General features: G+C 72.6%; 10 protein-coding genes and 1 pseudogene. 3 read left to right on the top strand and 8 right to left on the bottom strand.

From position 1 onward, the window contains the following. Positions 1–43 precede the first annotated feature (43 nt). The 3 genes from ACIBBH_RS04495 to ACIBBH_RS04485 all read right to left on the bottom strand — a co-directional run bounded on the left by ACIBBH_RS04495 (position 44) and on the right by ACIBBH_RS04485 (position 5,008). Complete coding sequence (locus ACIBBH_RS04495) at positions 44–1,585, bottom strand: M1 family metallopeptidase (RefSeq protein ID WP_399401835.1); 1,542 nt, start codon at positions 1,583–1,585, stop codon at positions 44–46. A 7-nt stretch (positions 1,586–1,592) separates the two neighbouring features. Continuing rightward, positions 1,593–4,094, bottom strand: coding sequence for an ATP-binding protein (locus tag ACIBBH_RS04490; protein WP_399401833.1), 2,502 nt, complete (start codon positions 4,092–4,094; stop codon positions 1,593–1,595). Between the two features lie 89 nt (positions 4,095–4,183). Beyond that, on the bottom strand, positions 4,184–5,008 hold the full coding sequence (locus ACIBBH_RS04485) for an intradiol ring-cleavage dioxygenase (RefSeq protein WP_399401831.1): 825 nt from the start codon (positions 5,006–5,008) through the stop codon (positions 4,184–4,186). Positions 5,009–5,152: 144 nt separating this feature from the next. Here ACIBBH_RS04485 and ACIBBH_RS04480 point away from each other — a divergent pair, with 144 nt between their 5' ends. Further along, positions 5,153–6,850, top strand: coding sequence for a multicopper oxidase family protein (locus tag ACIBBH_RS04480; RefSeq protein WP_399401829.1), 1,698 nt, complete (start codon positions 5,153–5,155; stop codon positions 6,848–6,850). A gap of 81 nt (positions 6,851–6,931) precedes the next feature. Here ACIBBH_RS04480 and ACIBBH_RS04475 read toward each other — a convergent pair whose 3' ends face one another. The 5 genes and pseudogenes from ACIBBH_RS04475 to ACIBBH_RS04455 all read right to left on the bottom strand — a co-directional run bounded on the left by ACIBBH_RS04475 (position 6,932) and on the right by ACIBBH_RS04455 (position 10,527). Then, the gene (locus ACIBBH_RS04475; RefSeq protein ID WP_399401827.1) at positions 6,932–8,224 is read right to left on the bottom strand and encodes a hypothetical protein; all 1,293 of its coding nucleotides are present in this window, start codon (positions 8,222–8,224) and stop codon (positions 6,932–6,934) included. Positions 8,225–8,332: 108 nt separating this feature from the next. Further along, entirely contained in the window at positions 8,333–8,725 is a 393-nt protein-coding gene (locus ACIBBH_RS04470) for a DUF2267 domain-containing protein (RefSeq protein WP_399401825.1), read from the bottom strand. Positions 8,726–8,881: 156 nt separating this feature from the next. Continuing rightward, on the bottom strand, positions 8,882–9,304 hold the full coding sequence (locus ACIBBH_RS04465; RefSeq protein WP_399401823.1) for an Hsp20/alpha crystallin family protein: 423 nt from the start codon (positions 9,302–9,304) through the stop codon (positions 8,882–8,884). Positions 9,305–9,387: 83 nt separating this feature from the next. Then, on the bottom strand, positions 9,388–9,531 hold the full coding sequence (locus ACIBBH_RS04460; protein WP_399401821.1) for a hypothetical protein: 144 nt from the start codon (positions 9,529–9,531) through the stop codon (positions 9,388–9,390). 145 nt (positions 9,532–9,676) lie between these two features. Continuing rightward, positions 9,677–10,527, bottom strand: a pseudogene (locus tag ACIBBH_RS04455) (helix-turn-helix transcriptional regulator). A gap of 86 nt (positions 10,528–10,613) precedes the next feature. Between ACIBBH_RS04455 and ACIBBH_RS04450 the strand changes: the two are divergent. Both ACIBBH_RS04450 and ACIBBH_RS04445 read left to right on the top strand, forming a co-directional pair. Then, positions 10,614–11,414, top strand: a complete 801-nt coding sequence (locus ACIBBH_RS04450; protein ID WP_399401819.1) for an SDR family NAD(P)-dependent oxidoreductase — start codon at positions 10,614–10,616, stop codon at positions 11,412–11,414. Positions 11,415–11,584: 170 nt separating this feature from the next. Continuing rightward, on the top strand, positions 11,585–12,709 hold the full coding sequence (locus ACIBBH_RS04445) for an MFS transporter (protein ID WP_399402692.1): 1,125 nt from the start codon (positions 11,585–11,587) through the stop codon (positions 12,707–12,709). Positions 12,710–12,714 lie beyond the last annotated feature (5 nt).

Below are 12,714 nucleotides of genomic sequence, written 5' to 3'. Positions count from 1 at the left end.
CACCCGGTCGGCGGCAGCACCGCCGCTGCGGCGGCGCGGCGGCTCACTCCTCGACCGGGTCCGTCCGCCAGTCGGGGTGACCCGGCATGGGCGGGGTGTGCGCCCCGTACAGCCACGGCGTCAGGAACGGCTTCAGGTCCTTGCCCGCGACCTCGGACGCGAGCGCGACGAAATCGGCGGTGCCGGCGGCGCGCTCCCGGTACCTCGCCACCCAGGACCGCTCGATCCTGCCGAAGGTCTCCTCGCCGACCTCCTCCCGCAGGGCATACAGCACCAGCGCCGAGCCGTCGTACCGCATCTGCCGGAACAGGGCCGGCTCGGTGGGTTCGGCGGGCGCCCCGTCGTCGTGCCGCCACTGGTCGTGCTGCTCGTACGCCGCCCGCATCGCGGCCTCCATGCCGGCGCCGCCGTGCGTGTCGGAGTAGAGACGCTCGTAGAACTGGGCGTGTCCCTCGCTCAGCCACAGGTCGGACCACCGCCGGATGGCGACGCTGTCGCCGGTCCAGTGGTGGGTCAGCTCGTGCACGAGGTTGCGCTCGGCGCCGACCAGGTCGCCCAGCAGGTCGGCCCTCGGCAGGACGGACAGCGACTGCGTCTCCAGTGCCACCGGCAGGTCGGTGTCCCCGACCAGCACGCCGTAGCGGCGGAAGGGGTACGGGCCGAGCCGCCGCTCCAGCCAGGCCAGGTGCTCCGGGGTGAGCGAGCGGTAGGCCTCGGTGCCGGTGACCAGGTCGTCAGGGACCACGTCCCGCACGGGCAGCCCGCGCGGACCCGTGCTGTCGACGAAGGTGAACTTCCCGATCGCCACCTGGACCAGCTGCGCCGCGACCGGCTCCTCGGAGTCGTACGTCCACCGGACGCGTCCGTTCGGCTGCCGGACGCGCTCGACGAGCCGGCCGTTGGCCACGGCGCTGAGGCCGGGCGGGGTGGTGACGCGGAAGGTGACCGGCGCCCGCAGGCTCGGGTGGTCGTTCGCCGGGAAGATCATTTTGGCGCCGTCGGGCTGTGCGTAGAGCACGGTGCCGTCGGGCGTGGGCATCCAGCCGTAGTCCGCGACCGCGTCGCCGCGGTGCCGTTGCTGCGTCGGGTCGGCGGTGTAGGCGACCCGCACGGTGAAGGTCCTGCCGTGCGGGATCGGCCTGGCGGGCGTGATGACGAGCTCGTCCCCGTCGCGTACGGTCCTCGCCGGTGCGCCGTCGACGGTGACCGTGCGCAGTGTGTTGCCCGCGAAGTCGAGGTCGAAGCGGGACAGGGCCTGGGTGGCGGTGGCGCTGATGGTGGCGGCGGCGTCGAAGGGTGTCCGCGGTGCCCGCCAGTCGAAGGCGAGCGTGTAGTGGCGGACCGTGTAGCCGCCGTTGCCGGCGAGCGGCTGGAGCGGGTCGCCGATGCCCGCGGCGCCCGGGGACGGGGCCGCGCCGGAGGCGGCGGCGGAGGGGCCGGGAGCGGGGGAGCGGTGGCCTCCGTACGGGAGGGCGCCGAGGAGGACGGCGGCACCGGTGATCCCGGCGGCACTGGTGAGCGCCAGGGTGAGGACCGTGCGGCGGGAGCGGAGGCGGGGGGCGCGGGGCGCGGTCGTGATCTCCATAGGCGCACTATGACGACATACGTCCATGTAAGTCCCGGTTGGGACGATCCGTCGTCCGGTCGGCCCACAGGGCGATCTGTGTGCGTGAGCGCAGGCCCAGTTTGTCGCGGATGTTGTCCAGATGGGTGGCGACCGTGTGGGGCGACAGGTCCAGCTTCTCGGCGATCTGGCGGTTGGTCAGTCCCTCGGCGACGAGCTCGGCCACCATGAACTCCCTGCCGGTGAGCGGGAAGTGCTCACCGGCGACCGGGCCGGCGGCACAGTCGCTCCCCGAGTCCCCCTTCCCGCGGCGCAGGGCATAGGCGACCAGCCGGTCCCCGCCCAGTCGGCGGCCTTCGCTGACGGCCGCCTCCCGGGCGGACAACGGCAGCCGCGTCCGTGCCCGCGCCGCCGTCTCCTCCACCCGGCGCCGCCACGGGGCCTCGGGCTCGGTGTCCAGGCGACGCCGTGCCTGGGCGCTCGCCTCGCACAGCCGCAGCGCCCGCCGCAGGTCACCGCTCTCGGCCGCCACGATGGCCAGGCCCTCGACGGGGTACAGCGCGTGAAAGCTGGACCCGGGGGCGATGGTGAGCACCTCGGCGAACAGCCTCTCGGCGTTCCTGAGATCGCCGAGCGCCAGCCGCACGGCCCCAGCTGTGTGCAGCGCGGCCGCCAGCTGCCGCCAGGGAGCGTGCCGACGGAGGACCGGCAGGCAGCGGGACATCAGCACGTCGGCCTCCCTTTCTTCGCCCGCCTGGAGCAGGGCCCAGGCCAGGTGATGGGAGCACCACGCGGTGTCGTGCGCGTCGCCGAGCGCGGTCACGACGTCCAGGCACTCGCGCAGATCCGCCACGGCCTCGGTGAACTCGCCGCGGCACAGCCGTGCCGCTGCCCGCGCGTCCAGGGCGTTGGCAAGACCCGCGGGGCGGTTGCGCCCGCGTTCGACGTCCACGGCCCGCTCACCGAGCCGCAGTGCCTGCGCCTGTTCCCCCCGCTGGCAGGCCACGCGCGCGGCGAGTGCCGGGACCGCACCGCCCAGCGCCCGGCCGGCGGCGTCGTCCAGCAGCGGCGCCAGCAGCCTACGGGCGGCGGACGGCTGCTCCTGCAGGTATCGCACCCGGGCGAGTTCGAGCGCCGGCCGGGCGTACAGGGCGCCGTCGTGCTCCGTGCGGTGGGCGAGGGCCGCGACGAGGTTGTCCCGTTCCCCGGCGAGCGCACCGCCGGCCTGGTCGGCGAACACCTCGTCACCGGCGCGCTGTGCCAGCCCGTTCAGCCACCGCAGGACCCGCTGCCGGGTGGCGTGCAACTCGCCGGAGGCGGCCAGACGCTCGAGTGCGTAGACGCGGATGGCGGTGAGCTGCCGGAACCGTACGGATCCTGCGTCACTCGGCACCCGTACGATCAGGGACTTGGCCTCAAGGGCGCACACCACGCGCAGGATCCGCCGCGCCGGGACGCCGTCGCCGGCGCACACCGCCTCGGCCGCGGCCGTGTCGAATCCGCCGACCAGCACCGAAAGACGCCGGAACACCGCCTGTTCGACTGGATCGAGCATCCGGTGGCTCCAGTCGATCGCGGCGGCCAGCTCACGGTGCCGGTCGGGCCCGGTCCTGCTGCCGTCGGCCAGAAGGGACAGCTGGTCGTCCAGGCCCGCCAGGATGCCGCTCAGCGGAAGTGTGCCGACCCGGCGGGCCGCCAGTTCCACGGCGAGTGTCAGGCCGTCGAGGCGGCGGCAGATCCCGGCGACCGTCGGGCCGTTGCCGTGGTGGAGACGGAAGCCGGGCGCGCAGGCCGAGGCCCTGTCGACGAACAGCCTGACGGCGTCGGCCCGCAGGAGTACGGCCGGATCCTCCTCGGCGCCGGGCGCAGCCAGCGACAGCTCCGGCACCCGGAACACGACCTCCCCGGGCACCCGCAGCGCCTCCCGGCTCGTGGCCAGGATCCGCAGCCCGGGGCAGCGGCTGAGCAGAGCCGCCGCCAGGTGGGCGCAGGGATCGGCCAGATGGTCGCAGTTGTCCAGGATCAGCAGCCGGGAGGCGTCGCCGATCGCGTGGGCCAGCACGTCGATGCCGGTCCGCCCCACCCGCTCGCCCACGGCCAGGGCGGCCGCCACGGACTGCGCCACCGCGGCGCCGTCGTGCAGCGAGTCGAGCTCGACCAGGTCGACCCGGCCTGCGCCGCTCGGCAGCCTCCTGGCCAACTCCAGCGCCAGCCGCGTCTTGCCGACCCCGCCGGTACCGGTCAGGGTGAGCAGCCGCGACGACCTCAGCAGGGTGCGCAGTCGCGCCAGCTCCTGCCGGCGGCCCACGAAGGAATCGAGCGCCCGGGGCAGCCCGTGACCGCCGGTCGCGGCGGCCGGCCCCGGGTCGGACGGCCTGGCGGGCTCCGCCGCGCGGGCGCCCCGGCGGGCCGTTCGCTGCCGGAACGCCCGTTGCCTGCACGCGCCGGAGCAGTAGCGGGCCGGCCGGCCGCCGCCCGGTCCTCCGGTCAGGGCCGCGCCGCATAACTCACATGTTCGACTCGGGTTCATCCCCGTTTCCTGGCCGCGGGATTCCGAGGGGAAACCCCCGTGTGCAGCGCTGCGGCGGCCGTACGCCCCGGTCGCCGCAGCGCGTGCTGTCAGGGTGTGGCGGCGGGATGAATGCCGAGAACGACCGTCCCGGTCACTCCCTTGGCGAGGTCGTCACCCACTTGGGTGACGGTCAGCAGGGTGGAGCTTCCTCCCCGCTGATAGATGCCGTCCCGGGCGTTGGGCGTGCGCGCGGTGGTGTTCGTCCGGTAGGGGGCCAGGGCGGCGACCTTGTTGTTGTACGTCTCCGGGAAGTAGAGCTGGCCGGTGTGGCTGACGTGGCCACCGTGGTACTTCCCGTTGGAAACGGTGCCGCCGGCGTGCGTCTTGACGTGGATGTGGAGGGCCCGGCCCACGTACCAGCCGGGATAGACGGTGGTGAACGTGGCGACGCCGGTGGAGTCGGTCAGCTGCACACCGCGCAGGAACGTCGTGTCCGGGGTGGAGCCGCCGGCCACATACCCGGAGTAGACGCCCAGGGCGTCGCACTGCCAGATGTCGACGGCCGTACCGGGAAGCGGAGCGCAGGTCGTGGCGTCGACCACCGTCACGCGGAGGGTCAGCGGCACACCGGGCTTGCCCTCGGTGATGTCCTTGCGGACGGTCTCCAGGTCCAGGTAGTAGGGGCCCTCCGTCTGTTCGGGGGCGAGGACGCAGGCGGCGGCCTGCCGGGCGGGGGCCTCGGCCCCGCCGCTCCGGTCTGTCTCCGGCCTCGTCCGCGCGTCCGCGGAACCCGTGAGGCCCAGGGTGGCCAGTCCGAGGGTCACGCCGCCCAGGCCGGTGATCACTGATCTGCGGGAGGCTCCGGTCCGGCCGTCGGCGGGCCCAGGACCGTCCGCCGGGCCGGGGGAGCTGAGGTGGGGGGTGTCAGTCATGCTCCGACAGTGGCCCCGGCCGCGCCACGCCGCATCCCTCACGTGACCGGTGAACAGAGGGCGTTACGAAATCTCGGAAGCCGTTGTCGAGACGCGCCGCACCAGTTAACACACATATCGTCATAAAAAGTGTGTGATTCAGTCATGCAGACACACACGCGGCGCACTCTGCTCGGTGCCTCGATCGTGGCCGCCGGCTCGGGAATCCTGACCGCATGTTCCGGGTCCGCTCCCCACACGGAGTCCCGCTCCCACCCCGGCGCCGGCCCCCACGGCGGCCCCGCTTCCCGCGCGGTGACTGGTTCCCGCCCGGGGTCCGGGATGGACGGCCACACGGGCAGCGGCTTCGTCCCCCCGGGGTCCAGGGGGTACGTGAACCCGTCCGGCCCCGAGGTCCTCGCCGCCGAACGGGAACGCGGACCCGGGCCGCTGCGCAGGTTCAGGCTCACCGCCGCCGAGACGTACCTCGACCTGGGCGGGCGGACGGTCAGGTCATGGGCGTACGGCGACAAGCTGCCCGGCCGGGAAATCCGGATCACCGCGGGCGACATCCTCGAGCTCACGCTCGCCAACCGGCTGCCCACGGAGACGACGCTGCACTCGCACGGAGTGCGCATGCGCTGTGACATGGACGGCGTGCCGAACCTGACCCAGTACCCCATCGGGCCCGGCGCGGACTTCACCTACCGCTTCGCCGTGACGCACCCGGGCACGTACTGGGTGCACTCGCACTCGGGAATGCAGCTCGACCGTGGCCTGTACGCGCCGCTGATCGTCGAGGATCCCAGGGAGCCGCTGTCGTACGACAAGGAGTGGATCGTCGTCCTGGACGACTGGCTGGACGGCGTGGAGGGCTCCACCCCGGACGGAGTGCTCGCCCAGTTGCACAAGGGCAAGCGGATGCCGATGGACATGGGCATAGGGGAGGGCGGGGCTCGTGACGGTCTCGGCGGCGACGACACGTGGAGCGGAGCGCGGGCATGGGCCCCCGGCAAGCCCGGTGGCCCCGCCCGTCTCCTGCGGGACTCCCACAGCCGCATGCTGCACAGCGCGGGCGGCCATGTCGACTACCCGTGCTACCTGGTCAACGGCCGCCTCCCGCACGCGCCTTCGGTCTTCCGGGCCCGTCCCGGGGACCGCATCCGGCTGCGGATCATCAACGCCGGGGCCGAAACGGCCTTCCGGGTGGCCCTGGGCGGCCATGAGATGACAGTGACGCACACGGACGGCTACCCCGTCGAGCACAGGAAGACGGACGCGCTGCTGCTGGGCATGGCCGAGCGCTACGACGTGCTGGTCACCGCCCACGACGGGGTGTTCCCGCTGGTCGCGCTCGCCGAGGGCAAGAAGGGGCGGGCTCTGGCGGTCCTGCGCACCGGCAGCGGGGCCCTGCCGCGGTCCTCCGTGCATCCGGGGGAACTCGACGGGCAGGTCGTGCCCGCCAGACGGCTCGTGCCGGACGAGTCCGTCGCTCTGTGCCACCGTGAGCCGGACCGCGAGATGCGCCTCAGGCTGACCGGCAACATGAGGGCTTTCAACTGGTCCTTCGACCACCGCCCCTACTCCGTCGAGCGACACCACGCGGTCCGGGAGGGTGAACGGGTCCGCCTGACCCTCATCAACGCCACCGACATGTGGCACCCCGTGCACCTGCACGGCCACACGTTCGCCCTCAGGGGCAACAACGCGGTCGGGGCCCGCAAGGACACCACCATCGTGCTGCCGCACCGCAAGGTCGTCGTCGACTTCAACGCCGACAATCCGGGCCTGTGGATGCTCCACTGCCACAACCAGTACCACTCCGAATCCGGCATGATGACCATCCTCGGCTACCGGAGATGACGAGCGCACCGGGTGGGTTCCGCCCGCCTTCGGGCCGGGCGCCGGAGCGGGCCCGGCCCAAGGCGGTCACCTGGAGCGTCCTCAGGCGGACGGCACCAAGGAGAAGACCACCCGCTTCCCGGTGGTGGTGTTCTGCCGCTCGTTGAGCCCCCAGAGCCGCCCGGACGAGGGGGCGTAGGAGAGGTTCTGGGTCAGCGGTGGGGCGTGGGTGAGGACGTGCGGGGCGTCGCCCGGCAGGGCCCGGTGGATGCAGTACGGCATGTCGGAGTCGGTGGTGCCCGCCGTCTCGGGGCACTCGCCGCTGAAGTAGTAGTAGGTGCCGTCCGTGGCGGCTCCCTGCACCTTCCAGATCGGCACCGTGTAGGCGCCGGTCGCCGTGACCGTCCCGGTGTAGTCGTTCGCGGTGTCGGTGTCCGGCAGCGCCGTGCCCGCGTTCAGCGGCCAGCGGATCAGCGGGGCGCCGCCCCTGGTGGCGATCTGCGAGGTGACCAGGGCGTCCGGGGAGGGGTGCCGGTCCAGGCTGAGCGAGGTCAGGCACGGCCGCGTGGCGTCGCAGGGGTCCCCCGTGTTGCCGGTGAAGTAGACGCCGACCATGGGCAGCGCCCAGTTGTGGTAGCGCGCCGAGGACTTGCCGTTGCCCAGAATGCCCACCTGGTCGGTGGAGGTGTCGCTCATCTTCCACAGGTGCCGCAGGTCGTAGACCTGGAGCTGGTGTCCGGTGGCGACGAAGAGCTTGTTGCCGTACCAGGCGACACCGTCCGCGTGCCCGCTCAGCACGTCCGCCCCGGACCGGTCGCCCGCCCCGCCCACCGGGCGGAACGTGGAGCCGCTGCCGGTGGCGTACGGGTCGACCAGCAGTACGTGCTGGTACGTCACCGAGGTGCCCGTCGACTCCGCGATGGTGATCCGCGCGTAGTCGTTGTCCGTGTAGTGCCAGGAGGCGATGTAGAGGTAGTGCCCGTTCCAGGTCCCGCCCGGCTGGGCGTCGTGCGAGCCGGTCAGTCCCTGGGGCGTCCAGACGGAGGAGGTGTCGTCGGCCTGGTCCCAGCAGAAACCGTTGTACTTCAGCGAGCCGTCGAGGTTGGTGTTGTGGCACAGCGCCGCCCGCCCGGCATGGCCGCCCTCGGCGAGCACCTGGTCGGGCGAGGTACGCACGGAGACGCTCCCCGAGGCCTCGATGTGCTGGATGGCACTGCCGCGGCCGGTGAAGTCCCCGGCCCGCATCGTGAAGCCACCGGGATCGATCGGCGCCAGGACCGACGCGGCGGCTGCCGGATGGGCCACGGCGAGCGTGACGGCCGAGAGCAGCAGGGCCAGAAACGCGCCGACCGCCCTGCTCCACCGCCGGTTTGTCGCGGACATGATTCTGTTCACGGAGGCTGACGCTACATCAGCGCTCGCACGGAACAGACGTGTTGCAGCTCGATCCGGCCTTCGCCCGGGCCCTGACGCTTCGGCGCGGTGCGCGGGCCGGGCGCGGGGTCAGTCCGCGAGGTCCGCCTTGCCGAACAGGACCGCGTAGCTGGACGGCAGCTGGCTGATGACCTGGTTGAGTTCGCCGCCGGAGACGGCGTCGGCGACCGTGCTCAGCACCGCGCTGGCATCCCACTGGGCGGTGCGAGGACGGGCACCGGTGCGCTCGGCCACCCGCCGGTAGAACTCCTCGATCCCGAAGTTCTCCGCCTGCTGCCGCTTCGCACCGATCAGCGTCTGCCCGAGCGGAGCGGGCATCTGAGAGGCGAGATCCTCGACCTCGCCGGGGCTGATCCGGGTCGCCAGCACCCCCAGGACCTCCTCGGCGATCTTCTGGGCTTCGTCCCGGCCGGTGTACTCGCCCCGCTCGCGGACCCGGGCGAGAAACTCGTCGCACTTCATGGTCACCTCGCTTCTCCGCGCCGTGCACGGGCACGGGATGGCTGTCGGCATGGAGGCCATGTCCCCGAGTGCCCCTTTCGGCAAGGTGGTCACAGGGCCCAGGCTGCTGCCTGGGCCCGGGAGGGTGACCTGCGAAGGGGTGTGGTCGGTCTCGGGTCAGCTGCTGAGTTCCTGGCGTTCGCTGCCGCCGCCGATGGCGATCTTGCGGGGCTTGGCCTGCTCGGCGACCGGGATCCGCAGCCTCAGCACGCCCGCCTCGTAGGAGGCGTCGATCCGCTCGGCGTCCAGTGCCTCGCCCAGGAACAACTGCCGGCTGAACATCCCCGCGGGCCGCTCGGTGATCACCGTCTCGGTGTCCTCGCCGTACGCCGGCTTGCGTTCGGCCTTCACGGTCACGACGTTCCGCTCGACATCGAGGTCGATCGACTCCGGCGGCACGCCCGGCAGGTCCAGCTCCACGAAGAACGTGTCACCCTCGCGCCAGGCGTCCATCGGCATGCCGGTCGGGCGGGCGGTCGTGCCCCACACCTGTTCGGCGAGCCGGTCAAGCTCGCGGAAGGGATCCGTCCGCATCAGCATCTGTATCCCTCCTTCATGTCGTCGTACGAGTCCTCGCTCTCCTTCTCATATACCTCGCAGAAGAAGAGTTGACAACCCTCGACTCAAGTTTCTGTCGAGCCCTCGTCCTCGACCTGGTAGGCCCTGCTCCACGTGGCCCCGCAGCGGCAGGAGGAGTACTCCACGAGCTCGCCGTTCTCGCTGACGGCCAGACCCCGGTTGATGCGAACGTGCACATGCTCGGACACGGCAGGCCTCCTTCTCGTGCGACCGCCGACCCGACGACGGACTGAAAGCCACATTCTCCGCAGGAAGGTCAAAACCTGTGTAGGAGCCACGTCACACGCCGGCTCCCGTCAGCGCGTGCGGTCCCGGGAACCAACCGGTCGTGGCTCAGCCGGTCACATCCATGCGCTGCGTGCCGACGACCGACAGCAGCCGCAGCGCCTCCTCGGACGGTGAGCCGGGCGCGGCGGTGTGGATCACGACCCGCTGGTCCCGGTCGGTGATGTCGAGGACGTCGCAATTGACGGTGACCGGGCCGACCAGCGGGTGCTGGAAGGTCTTGCACGGGGTGGGTTCGTCCGAGACGTCGTGGGAGGCCCACAGCCGGGTGAACTCCCGGATCTCGGCCAGGAGTTCGGCCACGAGCCCGGTCACGTCGGGATCGTCGGGATAGCGGGCGGCGGTGGCGCGCAGACGCCGGGCCGAGGCGCGGGCGAACGCGTCCGCGTCCGACACCCCGTACAGCCGCATGCCCTGCGGGTGCGGCCCGAGGAAGACGCGGCGCACGAGGTTGCGGTCGCGTCGCGACAGGGCGGAGAAGTCCTCCATGAGGGCGGCCGCCAGATCGTTCCAGGCGATCACCTCGAACGCCGCGGACGTCACGATCGCGGCGGCCTGCGGCAGCCGGTGCAGCAGGTCGAGGATGCTCTGCCGCACCTCACGGCAGGCCCGGGCGGCGGGCCGGGCGGGGCGCCGGCGAGGTGGTGGAGGTGGTCGCGCTCGGCGTCCGACAGCCGCAGGGCACGGGCCGGCCCGGCGAGCACCTCGCGCGACGGGCGCGGGCCGCGCGCCTGCTCCAGCCGCGTGTAGTACTCGGCCGAGATGAACGCCAGCTGCGCCACCTCCTCTCGGCGCAGCCCGGGAGTGCGGCGGCGCGGCCCGGCGGGCAGTCCCACGTCGGCGGGGGTGATCCGCTCGCGCCTGCTGCCCAGGAAGGCCGCCAGTTCTCGTCTGTCCACGTCCCCAGTGTGCGGGGTGTCGCGGAGCCGATCCAGGTACCGCCGGTGCCTGGATCGGCTCCGCGCACCGGCGCAGGCTCGCCGCCATGGACAACACACCCACCACCGGCGCATCCGCCCCCGCGGCGCTGGGCCTGCTGGCCGGCAAGGTCGCCTTCGTCACCGGTGCCGGGCGCGGTATCGGCGCCGCCGCGGCGCGGCTGTTCGCCCGGGAGGGCGCCCGGGTGCTGCTCGCAGCCCGCACGGAGGACCAGCTGAAGGCGGTGACCGAGGAGCTCCGGGCGGCGGGCGGCACCGCGCAGTACGCGGTGTGCGATCTGGCCGACGCCGCCGGCGTGCGTGCCGCGGTGGACCGTACCGTGGAGCTGTACGGCCGGCTGGACGTCGCCTTCAACAACGGCGCGACGTTCGTGCCGCCCGGCCCGATGGACCAGGTGCAGGAGGCCGACTTCGACCATGTCTACGCCGTGAACCTGAAGGGCACGTGGCTGGCCATGGTCGCCCAGGTCGCCGCGATCCGGGCCACCGCCGGTACGGGAGCCATCGTCAACAACTCCAGCATCGGCAGCCTGCGGGGCAACCCCGAACTGCCCGCCTACGGTGCGATGAAGCGGGCGGTCAACAGCCTCACCGAGTCGGCGGCCGTCACCTACGGCCCGGAAGGCATCCGCGTCAACGCCATCGCCCCCGGCGGCACGCCGACCGAGATGATCCGTACCTGGGAGGCCGCTTCCCCGGGCCTCGTCGAGCGGCTCAGGGCACTCACGCCGCTGCGCCGCGCGGCCCACCCGGACGAGATCGCCCAGGCCGCCGCCTGGCTCCTGAGCGACCGCGCCTCCTTCGTCACCGGCACGGTTCTCCGGGTCGACGGCGGCGCGCGGGCCTGAGCCGGGACGACGTCGCGTCATCGTCGGGCCGAGATCGTTCCTGCCGCCGTCGGACCCTGCTGAGCCGGCCCGCAGGCCTAAGGTGAGGTGTGATCAGCAGCGATGCCGAACGTCATGGGCAGGCCCGCCGGCCGGGGTACAAGGCCGCGGCGGGCGTCTTCGCCGTCGGCATGATGGGCACCACCCTGCCCACGCCGCTGTACGGGCTGTACCGGCAGCAGATCGGGTTCTCGGAACTGATCGTGACGGTGGTGTTCGCCGTCTACGCGGTGGGCGTCATCACCGCCCTGCTGGTCGCCGGTGGTTTCTCCGACGTGCTGGGGCGGCGCCCGGTGCTGCTGGGCGCGCTGGGGCTGTCCATGCTCAGCGCGGTGTGTTTCCTGTGCGAGGGGGGACTGCCGTTGCTCTACGCGGGCCGGGTGCTGTCCGGCTTCTCGGCGGGGCTGCTGAGCGGCACGGGCACCGCGGCCGTCCTCGATCTGGCGCCGCCGGGAGGACGCGCACGTGCCGGCCTGGCGGCGACCGCGGCCAACATGGGCGGCCTCGGACTCGGCCCCCTCGTCTCCGGCGTTCTGGCCCGGTACGCGCCCTGGCCGCTCAAGCTGCCCTTCGTCGTCCATCTGGGGCTTGTGGCACTCGCCGTGGCGGTCACCTGCCTGCTGCCCGAGACCGTGCGCCGCTCCGGTCCCCGGCCTCCGCTGCGGCCACAGGGCATGACGGTGCCACCCGAGGTGCGCGGCGTGTTCGCGCCCTGTGCCCTCGCCGCCTTCGCGGGCTTCTCCCTGCTCGGCCTGTTCACGGCGGTGGCCCCCGCCTTCCTCGCCGAGACGCTGGGCGAGCACAACCTGGCGGTGACCGGTGCCCTCGTCTTCTGCGTGTTCGGCGCCTCGACCTGCGGACAGCTGCTCATGGAACGCGTCGGTGCGCGCAGAGCCCTGCCCCGGGGCTGCCTGGTACTCGTCGCCGGCCTCCTCCTCATCGGAACGTCCTTGTTCCTTACCTCCCTCCCGGTGCTGCTGGCGGGGGCGGTGACGGGCGGCGTGGGCCAGGGCATGGCCTTCCGCGCCGGTCTGACCGCGGTGAGCTCCGCGGCGCCCCAGGCGCAGCAGGGCGCCACGATCTCGGCGTTCTTCGTCGTCGCGTACGTGGGCATCTCGTTGCCCGTGGTCGGGGTCGGCGCCCTGACGGTGGAGCTGGGGGTACGCAGCGCCGGCCTGGTGTTCGCGGGGTGCGCGGTGCTCCTCGTCGCCGCAGTGGGCACCCACGTGGGGCGCCGCCCGCCCCGGGCTCTGTGACGACA

The sequence above is a fragment of the Streptomyces sp. NPDC051636 genome (genome assembly GCF_044453765.1).
Taxonomy (GTDB): domain Bacteria; phylum Actinomycetota; class Actinomycetes; order Streptomycetales; family Streptomycetaceae; genus Streptomyces.
Note: the sequence above shows the minus strand (reverse complement) of the source record. Positions and strands in the feature narration are given on the sequence as shown.

Excerpts from the sequence above, each read along its gene's own strand:
- ACIBBH_RS04495 (WP_399401835.1), bottom strand. The coding sequence starts at position 1,585 with ATGGAGATCACGACCGCGCCCCGCGCCCCCCGCCTCCGCTCCCGCCGC.
- ACIBBH_RS04490 (WP_399401833.1), bottom strand. The coding sequence starts at position 4,094 with ATGAACCCGAGTCGAACATGTGAGTTATGCGGCGCGGCCCTGACCGGA.
- ACIBBH_RS04485 (WP_399401831.1), bottom strand. The coding sequence starts at position 5,008 with ATGACTGACACCCCCCACCTCAGCTCCCCCGGCCCGGCGGACGGTCCT.
- ACIBBH_RS04480 (WP_399401829.1), top strand. The coding sequence starts at position 5,153 with ATGCAGACACACACGCGGCGCACTCTGCTCGGTGCCTCGATCGTGGCC.
- ACIBBH_RS04470 (WP_399401825.1), bottom strand. The coding sequence starts at position 8,725 with ATGAAGTGCGACGAGTTTCTCGCCCGGGTCCGCGAGCGGGGCGAGTAC.
- ACIBBH_RS04465 (WP_399401823.1), bottom strand. The coding sequence starts at position 9,304 with ATGCTGATGCGGACGGATCCCTTCCGCGAGCTTGACCGGCTCGCCGAA.
- ACIBBH_RS04450 (WP_399401819.1), top strand. The coding sequence starts at position 10,614 with ATGGACAACACACCCACCACCGGCGCATCCGCCCCCGCGGCGCTGGGC.
- ACIBBH_RS04445 (WP_399402692.1), top strand. The coding sequence starts at position 11,585 with ATGATGGGCACCACCCTGCCCACGCCGCTGTACGGGCTGTACCGGCAG.